Genomic DNA, 18,523 nt, shown 5'->3' with positions numbered 1-18,523 from the left:
TTCAATCTCTTCCTCATCCGGCGCCGCATCAGCCACGCCGTAAAAATTAACCGTGTTTCTTCTTCGCGAAAATGACGCGCGCCAGAATGTTCAGCAGCAGTACGCACAGGGTAATAATCAGTACCCCGGCCCAGGCCAGTTGCTGCCACTCAGCAAACGGGCTCATCGCAAACTTAAAGATAGTGACCGGCAGGTTGGCGATAGGCTGCATCATGTCGGTGCTCCAGAACTGATTGGAGAGCGACGTAAACAGCAGCGGAGCCGTTTCACCTGCGATACGAGCAATCGCTAGCAGAACGCCTGTAATGATCCCCGAGACAGACGCCTTCAGGGTGATTGCAGAAATCATCTTCCATTTCGGCGTACCCAGTGCATAGGCAGCTTCACGCAGGCTATCCGGCACCAGCTTGAGCATGTTCTCCGTGGTACGAATAACAATGGGCACCTGCAGCAGCGCCAGCGCGATAACGCCCGCCCAGCCAGAGAAGTGTTCCATTTTTGCTACCACAATGGTGTAAACGAACAGACCGACTACGATTGATGGCGCAGACAGCAGAATGTCATTGATAAAGCGGATAACCTCAGCCAGCCAGGACTTACGTCCGTACTCTGCCAGGTAGATACCCGCCATAATGCCAAGCGGTGTACCAAACACGGTCGCCCACAGAATTAACAGTCCGCTACCGGCCAGGGCGTTCGCCAGACCACCACCCGCCGTATTCGGCGGAGGCGTCATTTCGGTGAACAGCGCCAGCGACATACCGTCAATACCACGGGTGATCGTGGACATCAGGATCCAAATGAGCCAGAACAGACCGAACGCCATGGTCGCCATAGAGAGCGTCAGCGCGATGCGGTTCTTCAGACGGCGACGTGCCTGCATTTTACGGCGGGACTCCGCCAGCGCAGTGGTGTTTTGCATTTCAAGCGTAGCCATTAGCGTGCCCCCTCGTTCTTCGCAAGGCGCATGATCATGAACTTAGACGCCGCCAGTACGATGAAGGTGATCACAAACAGAATCAGACCCAGTTCCATCAACGCAGCAACGTGCAGGCCAGATTCCGCTTCGGCAAATTCATTCGCCAGCGCAGAGGTAATACTGTTGCCCGGCATGTACAGCGAGGCACTATCGAGCTGGTAGGTGTTACCAATGATAAAGGTGACCGCCATGGTTTCACCCAGCGCGCGGCCCAGACCCAGCATCACACCGCCGATCACACCATTTTTGGTGAACGGCAGGACGATACGCCAGATAACTTCCCAGGTGGTACAGCCGATGCCGTAGGCTGACTCTTTCATAAGCACCGGCGTTTGTTCGAACACATCACGCATAACCGCAGCAATGTACGGAATGATCATGATAGCGAGGATCACACCAGCCGCCAGAATACCGATACCAAACGCCGGGCCAGCGAACAGTGCGCCAACAAACGGAATGTTGGAAAGGATGTTTCCGACCGGCTCCTGGAAGTACGTCGCAAACAGCGGGGCAAAGATAAACAGGCCCCACATGCCGTATACGATACTCGGAATTGCTGCCAGCAGTTCAATAGCGATACCCAACGGGCGACGCAGCCAGCCAGGTGCAAGTTCAGTCAGGAACAGCGCAATGCCGAAACTCACCGGAACGGCAATCAGCAATGCAATAAACGAGGTGACCAGCGTACCGTAAATCGGTACCAGCGCGCCGTAGATATCGTTCGGCGCATCCCAGTCTTTGGTCCACAAAAAGGAGAAACCAAATTTCTGAATGCTTGGCCAGGAGGAGATAACCAGAGAGACAATAATGCCACCCAACATCAATAGCACAATCAGCGCAGCCAGTTTTACCAGCGCGCTGAATATCATGTCACCCTTTTTACCCGGTGGGTTAAAAGCAGGCTTGGTTGCAGCCATAAATCACTCTTTAAGTTAAACGCGTTTACGAAATTGCCCTGCCGGATGGCGCTACGCTTATCCGGCCTACAAATTGGGCCTACAGTCGGAACTGTAGGGCGGATAAGCGTAGCGCCATCCGCCAACTCGTTAAAGATATTCTATTAGTACAGCGCTTTACCGCTGCTGTCTTTCACGTTGGTCTTCCATGCAGCACGAATCTGCTCAACCACGCTGTCCGGCAGGCTGGCGTAATCCAGGTCATTAGCCTGTTTGCCACCATTTTTGTATGCCCAGTCGAAGAATTTCAGCACTTCAACGCCCTGCTCAGGCTTCTTCTGCTCTTTATGGACCAGGATGAAGGTGGTGGAAGTGATTGGCCACGCATCGTCACCTTTCTGGTTCGTCAGATCCTGAGCGAAGGTTTTGCTCCAGTCAGCGCCTTTAGCGGCGTTGGCAAAGTTTTCTTCGGTCGGGCTTACCGGTTTACCATCAGCAGAGACCAGCTTGGTGTACGCCAGGTTGTTCTGTTTAGCGTAAGCGTACTCAACGTAACCGATAGAACCCGGCAGACGCTGTACGAACGCGGCGATACCGTCGTTACCTTTACCGCCCAGACCGGTCGGCCAGTTAACGGTAGAGCCGGAACCAATTTTAGATTTCCACTCTTCGTTCACTTTCGCCAGGTAGCTGGTGAAGACGAAGGAAGTACCAGAACCATCAGCGCGACGCACAACGGCGATATTTTGCGAAGGCAGCTTCAGACCTGGGTTCAGTTTGGTGATGGCTTCGTCATCCCACTTCTTAATTTTACCGAGGTAGATGTCGCCCAGCGTTTTACCGTCAAGCACCAGCTCGCCGGATTTCAGTCCAGGGATGTTGACTGCCAGTACCACACCGCCGATAACGGTCGGGAACTGGAACAGGCCTTCTTGTGCCAGTTTCTCGTCAGACAGCGGGGCATCAGAAGCGCCGAAATCAACGGTATTGGCCGTAATTTGTTTTACACCACCGGAGGAGCCGATACCCTGGTAGTTTACTTTGCTACCGGTCTCTTTCTGATAGGTATCTGCCCATTTGGCATACACTGGCGCAGGGAAGGTTGCACCTGCACCTGTCAGGCTCACTGCTGCAAACGCAGAGAACGCGCTCATGGATAAGGTCGCGGCGACAACAGTTGCGACAGTGGTACGCATAACTTTCATAATGTCTCCTGCACGGTTTTCGTAAATCGTTGTTTGAGTTGCTACTGTGAGCAAAATAGGACAAACAGGTGACAGTTAAATGTACGAAATATGACAGTTTTATGACAATGAAAAACACGGGAAGTTATTTGTCTAAAAATTCATTTAAAACAAAATGTTATCTATTACCATAACAATAACATTTCGCTAAAATTTTCTTTTTATGACACTGCAAACAGTAGCTGAAGATGACGGTTTGTCACATAAAACAGGCGGGATAATTGATTAAAAACAGAACAAGTTTAAAAAAATGCCCCGCTTATAGCAGGGCATTTTCAGTTCAGTTAGGTACGGATTACTCTACGGTAACCGACTTCGCCAGGTTACGCGGCTGATCCACGTCGGTGCCTTTAATCAGTGCCACATGATACGCCAGCAGCTGCAGCGGAACGGTATAGAAGATCGGTGCAATCACCTCTTCCACATGCGGCATCTCAATGATGTGCATGTTTTCGCTGCTGGTAAAGCCAGCATCCTGGTCAGCAAAGACGTACAGTTGACCACCACGGGCGCGAACTTCTTCAATGTTGGACTTCAGTTTTTCCAGCAGTTCGTTGTTCGGCGCAACCACGATAACCGGCATATCGGCATCAATCAGCGCCAGCGGACCGTGTTTCAGTTCGCCTGCGGCATAAGCTTCAGCGTGAATATAAGAGATCTCTTTCAGCTTCAGCGCGCCTTCCAGCGCAATCGGGTACTGATCGCCACGGCCCAGGAACAGCGCATGGTGTTTATCAGAGAATCCTTCAGCCAAAGCGGCAATGCGTTTGTCCTGAGACAGCATCTGCTCAATACGGCTCGGCAGCGCCTGCAGACCGTGAACGATTTCCTGCTCAATAGCCACATCCAGGCCTTTCAGACGAGACAGTTTCGCCACCAGCATCAGCAGAACGGTCAGCTGAGTGGTAAATGCTTTCGTGGAGGCCACGCCGATTTCGGTACCGGCATTGGTCATCATCGCCAGGTCGGATTCGCGCACCAGAGAAGAGCCCGGTACGTTACAAATAGCCAGCGAGCCCAGATAGCCCAACTCTTTGGATAAGCGCAGACCCGCCAGGGTATCTGCCGTTTCACCAGACTGGGAAAGGGTGATCATCAGGCTGTTACGACGCACGGCGGATTTGCGATAGCGGAATTCGGAAGCAATTTCGACATCACAAGGAATGCCAGCCAGCGATTCAAACCAGTAGCGGGACACCATACCGGAGTTGTACGACGTACCGCAGGCGATAATCTGGATATGCTCAACCTGAGACAGCAGCTCGTTGGCATGCGAACCCAGCTCGCTTAAATCCACTTCACCGTGGCTGATACGGCCGGTCAGCGTGTTTTTAATTGCGTTCGGCTGTTCGTAAATCTCTTTCTGCATGTAGTGGCGATAAATACCTTTTTCGCCCGCATCGTATTGCAGATTAGATTCGATATCCTGACGTTTCACTTCCACGCCAGACTTGTCGAAAATAGAGACCGAACGACGGGTTACTTCCGCGATGTCGCCCTCTTCCAGGAAGATGAAGCGACGGGTTACCGGCAGCAGTGCCAGCTGATCGGAAGCGATAAAGTTCTCACCCATACCCAGACCAATCACCAGCGGGCTGCCAGAACGGGCCGCCAGCAGGGTTTCCGGGTTACGGGTATCCATGATCACCGTGCCGTAGGCACCGCGCAGCTGCGGAATAGTACGCAGCACGGCTTCACGTAACGTACCACCCTGTTCCAGCTCCCAGTGCACCAGGTGAGCAATCACTTCGGTGTCGGTTTCAGAAACAAAGGTGTAGCCACGCGTTTTCAACAGCTCACGCAGTGGTTCATGGTTTTCAATGATGCCGTTATGCACCACAACAATGTGTTCAGAAACATGGGGATGCGCGTTCGCTTCTGAAGGTTCACCGTGTGTCGCCCAGCGGGTGTGAGCAATACCAGTACCACCATGCAGCGGATGTTCTTCCGCAGCAGCAGTCAGCATCTGCACTTTACCCAGACGACGCAGACGGGTCATGTTGCCTTCAGCATCGACAACGGCCAGACCAGCAGAGTCATAACCACGATATTCCAGACGACGTAAACCTTCGAGAAGGATTTCAGCTACATCACGCTGCGCGATAGCGCCAACAATTCCACACATATTTTTTGATTCCGAATTTAGGCATTAGCCTGTCGTTGTCGGTCAACCTGATACCCGTATTTCGGGCGCCCCGAGCCTTGTAGAGAGTGGGGTTATTTTTATAGGTACTGCTTGTTGAGCGGAGGATTATATTATCCCCTCATCTCTTGTCTGCCTGATGGCGCTCACGCTTATCAGGCCTACAGAACGTCACCGCACGTAGGCCGGATAAGGCAAAGCCGCCATCCGGCAAAAATAAATTACTTCTTCTTCACCGGACGCTGCCAGCCCTGTTTATGGACCTGAGGTACACGGCTTAATACCAATTCGTTATCGGCGACATTACGCGTTACGGTGGTTCCTGCGGCAATCGTCGCACCTTTACCCACGGTGACAGGTGCCACCAGCTGAGTATCAGAACCCACAAACACATCATCACCAATAATGGTTTTAAACTTATTGGCACCATCGTAGTTGCAGGTGATCGTACCCGCGCCGATATTCACGTTATCGCCAATTTCCGCATCGCCCAGATAGGTCAAATGACCAGCTTTAGAGCCTTTACCCAGACGCGCTTTTTTCATTTCGACGAAGTTACCCACGTGTGCGCCTTCCTGCAGCTCAGCACCCGGGCGCAGACGCGCGAATGGACCGATGGTGCAAGCGGCTTCCAGATGGGCATCTTCCACCACACTGTACGGGCTAAGCTCACAACCCTCACCAATCACGCTGTTTTTGATGATGCAGCCAGCGCCAATCTTGACGCGATCTCCAACGGTTACGTTACCTTCAATGATAACGTTAGTATCAATTTCAACATCGCGCCCGTGAATCAGCGTACCGCGAAGATCAAAACGTGCAGGATCGCGCAGCATCACGCCCGCCAGCAGCAGTTTTTCTGCCTGCTCGGACTGATAAACACGTTCCAGACGGGATAACTGAAGGCGGTTATTTACCCCTTCCGTTTCACTGATTCGTGCCGGATGTACTGCCGCAATTTCACGTCCTTCCTGATACGCCATCGCGATGATATCGGTGATGTAGTATTCACCCTGCACGTTGTTGTTGGTCAGTTTAGACAGCCAACGCTTCATGTCAGCGCCGTTGGCAATCAGAATGCCAGTGTTGATTTCCTGGATTTGACGCTGCTCGTCGGTTGCATCTTTATGCTCAACAATGCCAGTAACTTTGCCGTTATCACGGGTAATACGCCCATAGCCGGATGGGTCGTCCAGTTTTACCGTTAACAAACCGATACCACCCTGCGGTTTGGCTTCACGCAGGCGACGTAAGGTATCGGTAGAGATCAGCGGCACATCTCCATAGAGCATTAAAATGTCTTCGTCATCACTAAAGAATGGCGCCGCCTGCTGCATTGCATGGCCGGTACCCAACTGCTCAGCCTGCAGAACCCAATTCAGATTGCCATCTTTCAGCGTTTGCTTAAGCAGATCGCCACCGTGTCCGTAGACAAGGTGTACATGAGTCGCACCTAATTCATTAGCTGCATCAATGACATGCTGAACCATCGGCTTTCCTGCGAGGGTGTGCAGCACTTTAGGAAGATCGGAGTACATACGCGTGCCTTTGCCTGCGGCAAGGATCACAACGCTCATAGCATTATTCAACATACACGTCCTGACTGTAATTTGAGAACGAATTTATACCGTTTCACATTGAAAATACTACATTTTTTTCAGCGTGAAATGGACCGAAGATAAAACGTTCAACAGGGGTGATTCCCCATCTGATAACTCACTATTTTCGTCTATATCTGCGTCTTTTGTCTCCCAAAAACCTGGAGTCTGCTCTTATTAAAGCCTTAGGTTAATGTTTTTGCTATTTTTTTACCGCATGAATAAAGCATTACATCAGCATAGAACGATTTTATTTATGTGATTCAGTGAGAAGCAGAAAAATGGGTTGGGAAAATTGAGGGGAGGAATGATAGAGAACAAATGATACAGCGAAGGAGGGGGGATTTAATAACGATGGCGCTAGCTGATAAACCGCATTAAGCTTCGCGCCACAGAGCTGGCGGGGAAAGACTAAAAACTCATATTGCTGAACAGGGCGATGATTTTGTTGATCAATTTCATGTTGGTATCTCTTTTTTTATCTGAGTTCATTATGTGACATACATCACATAAAAAAGAGTCTACGCCTCATTTTTTAACCAATCAATATTTTTATGATCTAAATCACGAAACAATAAAACTGCTTTTTATTTACATATTTCCTGTAACCAAGCCATAAAAAAAGCCAGCCTGGAAACCAGACTGGCCTTTGTGCTTTTCAAGCCGGTGTTACATCGCTTTTTTGGTCAACTCGATAACGCGCAGTTTCGCGATCGCTTTGGCCAGTTCCGCAGATGCCTGAGCGTAATCCACGTCACCATGAGAGCTCTTAATGTGCTCTTCAGCCTTACGCTTCGCTTCCAGGGCTCTCGCTTCATCGAGATCCTGTCCGCGAATCGCGGTATCAGCCAGTACGGTCACGCTGCCAGGCTGCACTTCAAGAATGCCGCCGGACAGATAGATAAACTCTTCATGACCGAACTGTTTAACGATGCGGATCATACCAGGCTTAATGGCGGTGAGCAGCGGTGCGTGACCCGGGAAAATACCCAGTTCACCTTCACTACCCGTTACCTGGATTTTCTCGACCAGACCAGAGAACATTTGTTGCTCTGCGCTGACGACGTCCAGGTGGTAAGTCATTGCCATATCACCCTCCGATTAAGGCGTTAAAGTTTTTTGGCTTTTTCCACGGCTTCGTCGATAGAACCAACCATGTAGAACGCCTGCTCTGGCAGGTGGTCGTATTCGCCTTCCATGATGCCTTTAAAGCCACGGATGGTGTCTTTCAGGGAAACGTATTTACCCGGAGAACCGGTGAATACTTCCGCAACGAAGAACGGCTGGGACAGGAAGCGCTGGATCTTACGCGCGCGTGCTACCACCAGTTTATCTTCTTCAGACAGTTCATCCATACCCAGGATGGCGATGATGTCTTTCAGTTCCTGATAACGCTGCAGCAGGGACTGTACGCCACGCGCGGTGTCGTAGTGTTCCTGACCAACAACCAGCGGATCCAACTGACGGCTGGTGGAGTCCAGCGGGTCAACTGCCGGGTAGATACCCAGAGAAGCGATCTGACGGCTCAGTACCACGGTTGCATCTAAGTGAGCAAAGGTGGTTGCTGGGGACGGGTCAGTCAAGTCATCCGCAGGTACGTATACCGCCTGAACGGAGGTGATAGAACCGGTTTTGGTAGAGGTGATACGTTCCTGAAGAACACCCATCTCTTCCGCCAGGGTCGGCTGGTAGCCTACCGCTGATGGCATACGACCCAGCAGTGCAGATACTTCTGTACCGGCCAGGGTGTAACGGTAGATGTTATCAACGAACAGCAGAACGTCACGACCTTCGTCACGGAACTTCTCAGCCATGGTCAGACCGGTCAGTGCAACGCGCAGACGGTTTCCCGGCGGCTCGTTCATCTGGCCATATACCAGGGACACTTTGTCCAGTACGTTGGAGTCGGTCATTTCGTGGTAGAAGTCGTTACCCTCACGAGTACGTTCACCTACGCCCGCAAACACGGAGTAACCGGAGTGTTCGATCGCGATGTTACGGATCAGCTCCATCATGTTTACGGTTTTACCTACACCCGCACCACCGAACAGACCGACTTTACCGCCCTTAGCGAACGGACACATCAGGTCGATAACTTTGATGCCGGTTTCCAGCAGTTCCTGAGAGCTGGACAGCTCTTCGTAGGAAGGTGCTGCGCGGTGGATAGCCCAACGCTCTTCTTCACCGATATCGCCTTTCATGTCGATCGGGTGACCCAGGACGTTCATGATACGACCCAGGGTTGCTTTACCTACCGGGACTTCGATCGGGTGTTCGAGGTCTTTAACTTCCAGACCACGACGCAGACCGTCGGAAGAACCCATGGCGATGGTACGTACGATACCGCCGCCGAGCTGCTGCTGAACTTCCAGCACCAGGCTCTCTTTACCATTCATAACCTCAAGAGCATCGTACACGCGCGGTACGGCATCCTGAGGGAATTCGACGTCAACCACGGCGCCGATTACCTGGACAATTTTTCCAGTAGCCATCTTGAATCCTCTACGAATTAACCTGGTTATACCGCGGATGCACCACCGACGATTTCGGTGAGTTCCTGAGTAATGCTGGCCTGACGAGCTTTGTTGTATACCAACTGCAGCTCTTTAATCAGGCTGCCGCCATTGTCGGTCGCGGCTTTCATCGCCACCATACGTGCGGCCTGCTCGCTGGCCAGGTTTTCTACCACGCCCTGATAAACCTGAGACTCGACATAACGACGCAGCAAGGTATCCAGCAGCGCTTTCGGGTCTGGCTCATACAGGTAATCCCAGGATTTACGCTTCAATTCATCATCATCTGATGCCGGCAGAGGCAGCAGTTGAGTGATGGTTGGCGTCTGAGACATGGTGTTAATAAATTTGTTGCTGACAACGTACAGTTTGTCCAGACGACCTTCATCGTAGGCCTGCAGCATCACTTTAACCGGACCGATCAGTTCGGACAGGGAAGGGTTATCCCCCATGCCGGTTACCTGAGCGATCACGTTTCCGCCAACGGAGTTAAAGAAAGACACGCCCTTAGAGCCAATCATTGCGATATCGCACTGAACGCCTTTATCGGACCATGTTTTCATATCCGCCAGCAGCTTTTTGAACAGGTTAATGTTCAAGCCACCGCACAGACCACGGTCGGTCGACACCACCAGGTAGCCCACGCGTTTAACGTCGCGTTCTTCCAGGTAAGGGTGCTTATATTCCAGATTACCATTCGCAAGGTGACCAATCACTTTGCGCATGGTCTCTGCATAAGGACGGCTGGCCGCCATGCGATCCTGCGATTTACGCATTTTGGAAGCGGCGACCATCTCCATCGCTTTAGTGATCTTCTGCGTGTTCTGGACGCTTGCGATCTTACTACGTATCTCTTTTGCGCCGGCCATGAGCTTCTCCTCAATGCCTTGCGGTCCGCCCTAAAGCAGACCGCCAGACGTTACCAGGACTGGGTTGCCTTGAAGGAATCGAGGATAGCTTTCAGCTTGCCTTCGATTTCATCGTTATAGCCACCGGACTGGTTGATCTCTTGCATCAGCGGAGCGTGGTCACGGTCAACGTAAGCCAGCAGAGCGGCTTCGAAGCTACCGATTTTCGCCAGTTCCACATCTTCGAGGTAACCGCGTTCAGCCGCAAACAGCACCACACCCTGCTGTGCAACAGACATTGGCGCATACTGTTTCTGCTTCAGCAGTTCAGTTACTTTCTGACCATGGCTCAGCTGCTTACGAGTAGCTTCATCCAGGTCGGAAGCGAACTGAGAAAACGCTGCCAGTTCACGATACTGTGCCAGAGCGGTACGAATACCACCGGACAGTTTCTTGATGATCTTGGTCTGCGCTGCACCACCAACACGAGATACGGAGATACCCGGGTTAACTGCCGGACGAATACCGGAGTTAAACAGGTTGGTTTCCAGGAAGATCTGACCATCGGTAATGGAAATTACGTTAGTCGGAACGAACGCAGAAACGTCACCCGCCTGGGTTTCGATAATCGGCAGAGCGGTCAGGGAGCCGGTTTTACCTTTAACTTCACCATTGGTGAACTTCTCAACGTATTCCGCGTTTACGCGGGATGCGCGTTCCAGCAGACGGGAGTGGAGGTAAAATACGTCGCCCGGGAATGCTTCACGTCCTGGCGGACGACGCAGCAGCAGGGAAACCTGACGGTAAGCAACAGCCTGTTTAGACAGGTCATCATAAACGATCAGTGCATCTTCACCGCGGTCACGGAAGTATTCGCCCATTGCGCAACCGGCATATGGTGCCAGGTATTGCAGTGCAGCAGATTCAGACGCGGTCGCCACAACAACGATGGTGTTGGACAGTGCGCCGTGTTCTTCCAGTTTACGAACCACGTTGGAAATGGTGGACGCTTTCTGGCCGATAGCCACGTACACACATTTGATGCCGGAATCACGCTGGTTGATGATGGCATCGATTGCCATCGCAGTTTTACCTGTCTGACGGTCACCGATGATCAGCTCACGCTGGCCACGACCGATTGGGATCATGGCATCAACAGATTTATAACCGGTCTGTACTGGCTGGTCGACGGACTGACGTTCGATTACGCCTGGTGCGATAACTTCGATTGGCGAGAAGCCATCGTTATCAACCGGACCTTTACCGTCAATCGGGGAACCCAGAGTGTTCACCACACGACCCAGCAGGCCACGGCCAACCGGAACTTCCAGAATACGACCCGTACACTTAACCTTCATGCCTTCGGCGAGGTCAGCGTATGGACCCATCACAACTGCACCTACGGAGTCGCGCTCCAGGTTCAGTGCGATAGCGTAACGGTTACCCGGCAGGGAAATCATCTCACCCTGCATACAATCGGCCAGGCCGTGAATGCGGATAACACCGTCACTTACAGAAACAATAGTACCTTCGTTATGAGCTTCGCTCACAACACTGAACTGAGCAATGCGCTGCTTGATCAGTTCGCTGATTTCGGTGGAATTCAGTTGCATGCTCCAGTCCCCTTAAGACTGCAAGACGTCTGCAAGGCGCTCAAGACGGCCGCGTACGCTGCCATCAATGACCATATCACCCGCTCGGATGATTACGCCTGCCATTACAGACTTATCGATTTTGCAATTCAGCTTAACTTTGCGTGACAGACGTTTTTCCATCGCAGCACTAATCTTCGTAAGCTGTTCATCACTCAGTGCATTGGCAGAAGTGACTTCTACCTCAGAGATAGCCTCACTGGCTGCACGCAGGTGAATAAACTGCTCAAGAACATCCGGGAGCGCATTCAGACGGTTATTTTCAGCCATAACCCTAATCAGGTTTTGGCCGCTTTCGTCCAGCTGCTCACCGCACACGGCGATAAACGACTCAGCGAGCGTTTCCGGCGCCAGCGCGCCAGAGAGAAGCTCTGCCATTTGTTCGTTTTTTGTCACCTCAGCGGCGAACGTCAACATATCCTGCCAACGGTCAATGCTTTGGTGCTCAACGGCAAAGTCAAAAGCTGCTTTGGCGTAGGGGCGAGCTACCGTAATAAATTCAGACATCAGCCCCTCCCTCCTTACAGTTCAGCGACAAGTTTGTCCACGATGTCGCTATTAGCAGCTTCATCCACGGAACGTTCGATGATCTTCTCGGCGCCAGCAACAGCCAGGATAGCAACTTGCTTACGCAGCTCTTCGCGAGCACGTTTACGCTCGGCGTCAATTTCCGCCTGCGCCTGTGCCACGATTTTAGTACGTTCCTGCTCTGCTTCAGTTTTAGCTTCGTCCAGGATCTGAGCACGGCGTTTGTTCGCCTGCTCGATGATTACCTGAGCTTCCGCCTTCGCTTTTTTCAGCTGGTCGGTCGCGCTGGCCTTTGCAAGGTCAAGATCCTTATGTGCTCGTTCTGCAGAAGCAAGGCCGTCAGCAATTTCTTTTTGACGTTTTTCGATGGCAGCCATTAATGGCGGCCATACGTACTTCATGCAGAACAGAACGAACAGGACAAACGCGATGGCCTGGCCGAGGATTGTTGCGTTAAGATTCACAGCACAATGCCTCTATCTAGTTAACGTTCTGATATTGCTCTTAATTCAAGCAACGCTTACTACGCGACAGCAAACATCACGTACAGACCCAGACCTACAGCGATCATTGGGATTGCATCCACCAGACCCATAACGATAAAGAACTGAGTACGCAGCAGAGGAATCAGATCCGGTTGACGCGCTGCGCCTTCCAGGAATTTACCCCCGAGGATGCCGATACCGATCGCAGCACCGATTGCCGCCAGACCCATCATCACAGCGGCAGCAATGTACAGCAGATCCATATTCAGGTTTTCCATGACAGTCTCCAGTTTGTTTCAGTTAAAACGTAGTAGTGTTGGTAAATTAATGCTCTTCAGATGCCATCGACAGATAGACAATCGTCAGAACCATAAATATGAAGGCTTGCAGCGTGATAATCAGTATGTGGAAAATGGCCCAAGGCACATTCAGGATCCACTGTGACCACCACGGCAACAGACCAGCAATCAGAATGAAAATCAGCTCACCGGCATACATGTTGCCGAACAGTCGCAGACCAAGAGAGATTGGTTTGGACAGCAGGCTTACCCCTTCAAGGATTAAGTTGACAGGGATGAACGCCCAGTGATTGAACGGCTGCAGCGTCAACTCTTTCGCGAAGCCACCGATGCCTTTCATTTTGATGCTGTAGAACAGAATGAGGATAAATACGCCCAGCGCCATCGACAGGGTGATGTTCACGTCAGCAGACGGAACCACACGCAGAGCCGGTAGGCCAAAGATATGCTCACCGATGTACGGCAGCAGGTCGATAGGCAGCAAATCCATCAAGTTCATCAGGAATACCCAGACGAAAATCGTCAGGGCCAGCGGAGCAATCAGCTTACTTTTGCCATGGTACATGTCTTTCACGCTACCATGCACAAAGCCGATTACCAGCTCAATCGCGGTCTGAAATTTACCTGGTACGCCGCTGGTCGCCTTTTTGGCTACGCTACGGAACATAAGCAGGAACAACAGACCCAGAACCACCGAGAAGAAAATGGAGTCAATATTGAGCGTCCAGAAGGTGGCTGGGGGGTTGTGCGGATCCACCAGCGAGAATGTACGTAGGTCCAACTGAAGGTTATTCAGATGGTGTCCTATGTAATCCTGCGGCGTCATATTTTCTGAAGCCATGATGCCTTTACCCTTTGTTGTTAATTACAGCCGGCGCCAGTATCTGAACCACCAGCACCAAAACCCACGTAACGATCAGCGGCATGAATACCGCTTTCAAAACAGCCAACGCCACCACCAACAACACCAGCATCGCTAATACCTTGAAGGCTTCGCCGAAAGCGAACGACCAGGCTACTCGGCCCTTCGCTGGTGTATGTACCTGGTGACGCCAGGCAAATATCATAAACAACACATTAGGCAGTAACACTGCCAATCCTCCACACAACGCGGAGATGCCCCAGAAAGGGTCTTTGAGGCTAAACAGCAATCCACTTGCTATTACAACCAGAAGCTGTGTGAGCAAAAGCTTACGAGCAACGTTTCGACTCAAGAGCGACATAGACATCACGTTTTTACTCCTGCTCCCTTCGAGGTATGCCGCGTGTCGTATAAAACGTTCTTTATGGCTTAGAGTCAAGCATCAAAAAGCGGACAAATTATACGGTGCGCCTTCGTGATTTCAAACAATAAGTAGCTAAAAAGTGAATAAATGTTTAAATATTTTTCGCTGCCCCACATTTATTACTTTTAGGCAAACTGTGAACGATCATGCAAAACTGCAAATGCCGCGAAAACACTGGCGTCAAAGCGTGCACCAGATCACATATTGAACATATTCACCTTCGCATAATTTATTTACGTGGCAATTGATGCCTTTTCATCTTTTTGATATTTAAGCGTAAAAATAGCCACTATTTCAAAAACAACGCCTAACAACAAAAAAACCGCTCATTGACATTTATAATAAAAAATTAACACGAACGGTGATTCTTACGTTCTATTTTTAGCAGACTGATATTTTCACAGCTGACTTGTTTCGCTTTTAACAAAAAACGGTACGTTATAGTTATGATGCAAAACCGTAAGGCACTAGTGAAATGTAACGACATTTAACCACACTATTACCTATGACTTTTAACACCTGAAAAGCCGTTTTTTCTCTATTTTTTTTGATAAAAATTAAATTTTGTTTGGCTTAATAACCACCAAATGACGTTCACCATCCAACTGCGGAACGCGTAATTTTTCGACGGACTCAACGCTGAATTCTGCTGGCAGCGAATCAATTTCATCTGCAGGCAACTGCCCTTTTAGCGCATAAAAACGCCCATTCTGGCCCGGCAAATGGTGACACCAGCTCACCATATCATTGAGTGAAGCGAAAGCACGGCTAATCACCCCATCAAACGGCGGTTCTGAAGGAAATTCTTCAACCCGACTTTGCACAGGAGTGATGTTAGTAAGCGCAAGCTCATGCTGCACCTGACGCAAGAAACGAACGCGTTTTCCCAGGCTATCGAGCAGTGTGAAATGCGCTTCTGGACGCACTATAGAAAGCGGAATTCCCGGCAGGCCCGGTCCCGTACCTACATCGATAAAACGCTCACCCTTCAGATACGGTGCAACGACAATGCTGTCCAGAATATGGCGTACCAGCATTTCGTTTGGATCCCGCACCGACGTCAGGTTGTAGGCTTTGTTCCATTTGTGCAGCATATCGACATACGCAATCAGCTGATTTTTCTGGTGATCGGTAAGAGAAATACCGGCATCAGCCAGCAGACGAGAGAGTTTGTTGAGCACGGTCGTTACCTGTTAATAATCAAATGCCCGATGCGCTTTCGCTTATCGGGCCTACAAATTTGTACGGCGGGCAAGCGAAGCGCTCCCGCCAAAATAGTGTTATCAAGCGCTGCGGCGCAGCATACCTTGTTTTTTCAGCCATACCAGCAGAATGGAGATGGCGGCAGGCGTTATGCCGGAAATACGCGATGCCTGACCGATCGAGACGGGTTTGTGATCGTTCAGCTTAGCGATAACTTCATTCGACAAGCCAGAGACCTGACGATAATCCAGCGTTGCAGGCAACAGGGTGTTTTCATTGCGCTGTTGTCTTTCAATTTCTTCCAGCTGACGGGCAATATACCCTTCATATTTCACCTGAATCTCAACCTGTTCCGCGGCCTGAGCATCATCAAGCGCGGGTGCGAACGCAGATAAAGAGGTCAACTGAGCATAGGTCATATCCGGGCGACGCAGCAGATCTTCACCGCTCGCTTCACGTGACAGAGGTGTAGCCAGGTGAGCATTCACTTCTGCTGCGGACTCCGCTAACGGATTCACCCAGGTTGATTTAAGACGTTGGCGTTCCTGTTCGATACGCTCCAGTTTCTCGTTGAAGCGAGCCCAGCGCTCATCGTCCACCAGACCCAGTTCACGACCAATTTCGGTCAGACGCAGGTCGGCGTTATCTTCACGCAGCATCAGACGATATTCAGCGCGAGATGTGAACATACGGTACGGTTCTTTGGTACCCAGCGTACACAGGTCGTCCACCAGCACGCCAAGATAAGCCTGATCGCGACGCGGTGCCCAACCCTCTTTTTCGGCAGACAAGCGTGCGGCGTTCAGACCTGCCAACATGCCTTGTGCAGCGGCTTCTTCATAACCGGTTGTACCGTTAATCTGGCCCGCAAAGAACAGACCCTGGATGAATTTGCTTTCCAGAGTAGGTTTCAGGTCACGCGGATCGAAGAAATCATACTCAATCGCGTAGCCTGGGCGGACGATTCTGGCATTTTCCATCCCCTGCATGGAGCGGACAATTTGCATCTGCACATCGAACGGCAGGCTGGTGGAGATGCCATTCGGGTAAATTTCGTTAGAGGTCAGTCCTTCCGGTTCGAGGAAGATCTGATGCTGGTTACGATCGGCAAAGCGCATTACTTTGTCTTCGATCGACGGGCAGTAGCGTGGGCCGATACCTTCGATCACGCCAGCGTACATTGGGCTACGATCGAGGTTATTGCGGATCACGTCATGGGTTTTCTCATTGGTATGAGTGATGTAACACGGCATCTGGCGCGGATGTTGAGAAGCATCGCCCAGGAATGAGAAGACCGGCATCGGGTTATCGCTGTTTTGCTGGCCGAGCACGCTGAAATCAATCGTGCGCGCATCGATACGCGGCGGTGTACCGGTTTTCAGGCGGCTGACGCGCAGCGGCAGTTCACGCAGACGGCGTGACAGCGGGATGGATGGCGGATCGCCAGCGCGGCCACCGCTGTAGTTATCCAGACCAATATGAATTTTGCCGTCGAGGAAAGTCCCCACAGTTAATACGACCGCTTTGGCACGGAACTTCAGTCCCATTTGGGTTACTGCACCCACAACGCGATCGTTTTCAACAATCAGATCTTCAACCGCCTGCTGGAAGATCATCAGGTTAGGTTGATTCTCCAGCGCAGTGCGTACCGCCTGGCGATAGAGCACACGATCGGCCTGAGCTCGGGTAGCGCGAACAGCTGGCCCTTTGCTTGCGTTTAGTATCCTAAACTGGATACCCGCGTGGTCGATCGCTTTTGCCATCAACCCACCAAGCGCATCCACTTCTTTTACCAGGTGTCCCTTCCCAATACCGCCGATCGCCGGGTTGCAGCTCATCTGCCCCAGAGTGTCGATATTGTGTGTCAAAAGCAGAGTCTGTTGACCCATTCGCGCCGCGGCCATTGCGGCCTCGGTGCCTGCATGACCCCCGCCAATGATGATGACGTCAAAAGGATCCTGATAAAACATGGTAATTGCCTCGCATAACGCGGTGTGAAAATGGATTGAAGCCCGGGCCGTGGATTCTACTCAACTTTAGTCGATGGAGAAAGACCTGGGATCCTGGGTATTAAAAAGAAGATCTTTTTATTTAGAGATCTGTTTTATTGTGATCTCTTATTAGGATCGCACCTTTCTGTGGATAAGGACGATCCTTTAAGTAAGATCAACAGGTTGCTGAGGATCATTAGCTGTGAATGATCGGTGATCCTGGTCCGTATAAGCTGGGATCAGAATGAAGGGTTATACACAACTCAAAAACTGAACAACGGTTGTTCTTGGGATAACTACCGGTTGATCCAAGCTTTTAACCAGAGTTATCCACATAAAAAAGTACGATCTTTACAAATCTCTGAGCAACGGATGCCACGATCCCAGCCAAATTTCTGCCGGATCTTCCGGAATTTCATGTTCCAGCACGTTGATCCTGAGTGTTTCGCCGATCTGTTTTGCCCCACAGGCCTTCAATTCGGCTTCCAGTTTGTCGATTGCGCCGCAAAAGGTGTCATATTCACGACTACCGATCCCGATTGCACCAAAGCGTACGTGTGACAGGTCCGGCTTTTGCTCGCGTAACGCATCATATAAAGGCTGCAGGTTGTCAGGAATATCTCCCGCACCGTGCGTGGAGCTGATAATCAGCCAGATCCCGTCAGTCGGAACCTCTTCAAGCATTGGCCCATGCAGTATTTCGCTGGAAAAACCGGCGTCGTCCAGCTTTTCAGCCAGATGCTCTGCTACATATTCCGCACTGCCAAGCGTACTACCGCTGATAAGAGTGATGTCTGCCATGATCGCCCACCTTTATAAAGAGGGCGTATTGTACGCTGTGAGCGAGCTGGGATCTAC

The 18,523-nt window shown here is 51.0% G+C and carries 17 protein-coding genes; all 17 read right to left on the bottom strand.

Going from position 1 to position 18,523, the window contains the following annotated elements:
* Positions 1 to 46 precede the first annotated feature (46 nt).
* The 17 genes from pstA to mioC all read right to left on the bottom strand — a co-directional run bounded on the left by pstA (position 47) and on the right by mioC (position 18,466).
* The gene (gene pstA / locus OGY04_RS00220) at positions 47 to 937 is read right to left on the bottom strand and encodes a phosphate ABC transporter permease PstA (protein ID WP_003827037.1); all 891 of its coding nucleotides are present in this window, start codon (positions 935 to 937) and stop codon (positions 47 to 49) included.
* Positions 937 to 1,896 carry a phosphate ABC transporter permease PstC gene (gene pstC / locus OGY04_RS00215; protein ID WP_008786549.1) on the bottom strand — a complete coding sequence of 320 codons (960 nt, stop codon included), beginning with the start codon at positions 1,894 to 1,896 and terminating at the stop codon, positions 937 to 939. The genes pstA and pstC overlap by 1 nt, the downstream gene beginning before the upstream one ends.
* A gap of 143 nt (positions 1,897 to 2,039) precedes the next feature.
* A complete protein-coding gene (gene pstS, locus OGY04_RS00210) occupies positions 2,040 to 3,080 on the bottom strand; it encodes a phosphate ABC transporter substrate-binding protein PstS (RefSeq protein WP_286584514.1) in 1,041 nt (346 codons plus the stop codon).
* A 334-nt stretch (positions 3,081 to 3,414) separates the two neighbouring features.
* Positions 3,415 to 5,244 carry a glutamine--fructose-6-phosphate transaminase (isomerizing) gene (gene glmS, locus OGY04_RS00205; RefSeq protein ID WP_267438569.1) on the bottom strand — a complete coding sequence of 610 codons (1,830 nt, stop codon included), beginning with the start codon at positions 5,242 to 5,244 and terminating at the stop codon, positions 3,415 to 3,417.
* Positions 5,245 to 5,483: 239 nt separating this feature from the next.
* Positions 5,484 to 6,854 carry a bifunctional UDP-N-acetylglucosamine diphosphorylase/glucosamine-1-phosphate N-acetyltransferase GlmU gene (glmU, locus tag OGY04_RS00200; RefSeq protein WP_008786550.1) on the bottom strand — a complete coding sequence of 457 codons (1,371 nt, stop codon included), beginning with the start codon at positions 6,852 to 6,854 and terminating at the stop codon, positions 5,484 to 5,486.
* Between the two features lie 675 nt (positions 6,855 to 7,529).
* Complete coding sequence (locus OGY04_RS00195; RefSeq protein ID WP_003023809.1) at positions 7,530 to 7,949, bottom strand: F0F1 ATP synthase subunit epsilon; 420 nt, start codon at positions 7,947 to 7,949, stop codon at positions 7,530 to 7,532.
* A gap of 20 nt (positions 7,950 to 7,969) precedes the next feature.
* On the bottom strand, positions 7,970 to 9,352 hold the full coding sequence (gene atpD / locus OGY04_RS00190; RefSeq protein WP_003023806.1) for a F0F1 ATP synthase subunit beta: 1,383 nt from the start codon (positions 9,350 to 9,352) through the stop codon (positions 7,970 to 7,972).
* 26 nt (positions 9,353 to 9,378) lie between these two features.
* On the bottom strand, positions 9,379 to 10,242 hold the full coding sequence (gene atpG, locus OGY04_RS00185; protein ID WP_006687765.1) for a F0F1 ATP synthase subunit gamma: 864 nt from the start codon (positions 10,240 to 10,242) through the stop codon (positions 9,379 to 9,381).
* A 50-nt stretch (positions 10,243 to 10,292) separates the two neighbouring features.
* Entirely contained in the window at positions 10,293 to 11,834 is a 1,542-nt protein-coding gene (atpA, locus tag OGY04_RS00180) for a F0F1 ATP synthase subunit alpha (protein ID WP_003827026.1), read from the bottom strand.
* A gap of 12 nt (positions 11,835 to 11,846) precedes the next feature.
* Positions 11,847 to 12,380 (bottom strand): F0F1 ATP synthase subunit delta, encoded by a 534-nt coding sequence (gene atpH, locus OGY04_RS00175; protein ID WP_003827024.1) that lies wholly within the window; start codon positions 12,378 to 12,380, stop codon positions 11,847 to 11,849.
* Positions 12,381 to 12,394: 14 nt separating this feature from the next.
* On the bottom strand, positions 12,395 to 12,865 hold the full coding sequence (atpF, locus tag OGY04_RS00170; protein ID WP_003827022.1) for a F0F1 ATP synthase subunit B: 471 nt from the start codon (positions 12,863 to 12,865) through the stop codon (positions 12,395 to 12,397).
* A 59-nt stretch (positions 12,866 to 12,924) separates the two neighbouring features.
* Positions 12,925 to 13,164 carry a F0F1 ATP synthase subunit C gene (gene atpE / locus OGY04_RS00165; protein WP_003023794.1) on the bottom strand — a complete coding sequence of 80 codons (240 nt, stop codon included), beginning with the start codon at positions 13,162 to 13,164 and terminating at the stop codon, positions 12,925 to 12,927.
* Positions 13,165 to 13,210: 46 nt separating this feature from the next.
* Complete coding sequence (gene atpB, locus OGY04_RS00160; protein ID WP_003023792.1) at positions 13,211 to 14,026, bottom strand: F0F1 ATP synthase subunit A; 816 nt, start codon at positions 14,024 to 14,026, stop codon at positions 13,211 to 13,213.
* Between the two features lie 7 nt (positions 14,027 to 14,033).
* Entirely contained in the window at positions 14,034 to 14,414 is a 381-nt protein-coding gene (gene atpI, locus OGY04_RS00155; protein WP_003827019.1) for a F0F1 ATP synthase subunit I, read from the bottom strand.
* A 614-nt stretch (positions 14,415 to 15,028) separates the two neighbouring features.
* Complete coding sequence (rsmG, locus tag OGY04_RS00150; RefSeq protein ID WP_003827017.1) at positions 15,029 to 15,652, bottom strand: 16S rRNA (guanine(527)-N(7))-methyltransferase RsmG; 624 nt, start codon at positions 15,650 to 15,652, stop codon at positions 15,029 to 15,031.
* A gap of 102 nt (positions 15,653 to 15,754) precedes the next feature.
* Entirely contained in the window at positions 15,755 to 17,644 is a 1,890-nt protein-coding gene (mnmG, locus tag OGY04_RS00145; protein WP_003827014.1) for a tRNA uridine-5-carboxymethylaminomethyl(34) synthesis enzyme MnmG, read from the bottom strand.
* 372 nt (positions 17,645 to 18,016) lie between these two features.
* Entirely contained in the window at positions 18,017 to 18,466 is a 450-nt protein-coding gene (gene mioC / locus OGY04_RS00140; RefSeq protein WP_111466311.1) for an FMN-binding protein MioC, read from the bottom strand.
* Positions 18,467 to 18,523 lie beyond the last annotated feature (57 nt).

The sequence above is a fragment of the Citrobacter sp. Cpo091 genome, from assembly GCF_030332645.1.
GTDB classification, from domain to species: Bacteria; Pseudomonadota; Gammaproteobacteria; order Enterobacterales; family Enterobacteriaceae; genus Citrobacter; species Citrobacter portucalensis.
This window is presented reverse-complemented; position numbering and strand designations above follow the sequence as displayed.

Coding starts and splice junctions, on each gene's coding strand:
- pstA (WP_003827037.1), bottom strand. CDS start 937: ATGGCTACGCTTGAAATGCAAAACACCACTGCGCTGGCGGAGTCCCGC.
- pstC (WP_008786549.1), bottom strand. CDS start 1,896: ATGGCTGCAACCAAGCCTGCTTTTAACCCACCGGGTAAAAAGGGTGAC.
- pstS (WP_286584514.1), bottom strand. CDS start 3,080: ATGAAAGTTATGCGTACCACTGTCGCAACTGTTGTCGCCGCGACCTTA.
- glmS (WP_267438569.1), bottom strand. CDS start 5,244: ATGTGTGGAATTGTTGGCGCTATCGCGCAGCGTGATGTAGCTGAAATC.
- glmU (WP_008786550.1), bottom strand. CDS start 6,854: ATGTTGAATAATGCTATGAGCGTTGTGATCCTTGCCGCAGGCAAAGGC.
- OGY04_RS00195 (WP_003023809.1), bottom strand. CDS start 7,949: ATGGCAATGACTTACCACCTGGACGTCGTCAGCGCAGAGCAACAAATG.
- atpD (WP_003023806.1), bottom strand. CDS start 9,352: ATGGCTACTGGAAAAATTGTCCAGGTAATCGGCGCCGTGGTTGACGTC.
- atpG (WP_006687765.1), bottom strand. CDS start 10,242: ATGGCCGGCGCAAAAGAGATACGTAGTAAGATCGCAAGCGTCCAGAAC.
- atpA (WP_003827026.1), bottom strand. CDS start 11,834: ATGCAACTGAATTCCACCGAAATCAGCGAACTGATCAAGCAGCGCATT.
- atpH (WP_003827024.1), bottom strand. CDS start 12,380: ATGTCTGAATTTATTACGGTAGCTCGCCCCTACGCCAAAGCAGCTTTT.
- atpE (WP_003023794.1), bottom strand. CDS start 13,164: ATGGAAAACCTGAATATGGATCTGCTGTACATTGCTGCCGCTGTGATG.
- atpB (WP_003023792.1), bottom strand. CDS start 14,026: ATGGCTTCAGAAAATATGACGCCGCAGGATTACATAGGACACCATCTG.
- atpI (WP_003827019.1), bottom strand. CDS start 14,414: ATGTCTATGTCGCTCTTGAGTCGAAACGTTGCTCGTAAGCTTTTGCTC.
- mnmG (WP_003827014.1), bottom strand. CDS start 17,644: ATGTTTTATCAGGATCCTTTTGACGTCATCATCATTGGCGGGGGTCAT.
- mioC (WP_111466311.1), bottom strand. CDS start 18,466: ATGGCAGACATCACTCTTATCAGCGGTAGTACGCTTGGCAGTGCGGAA.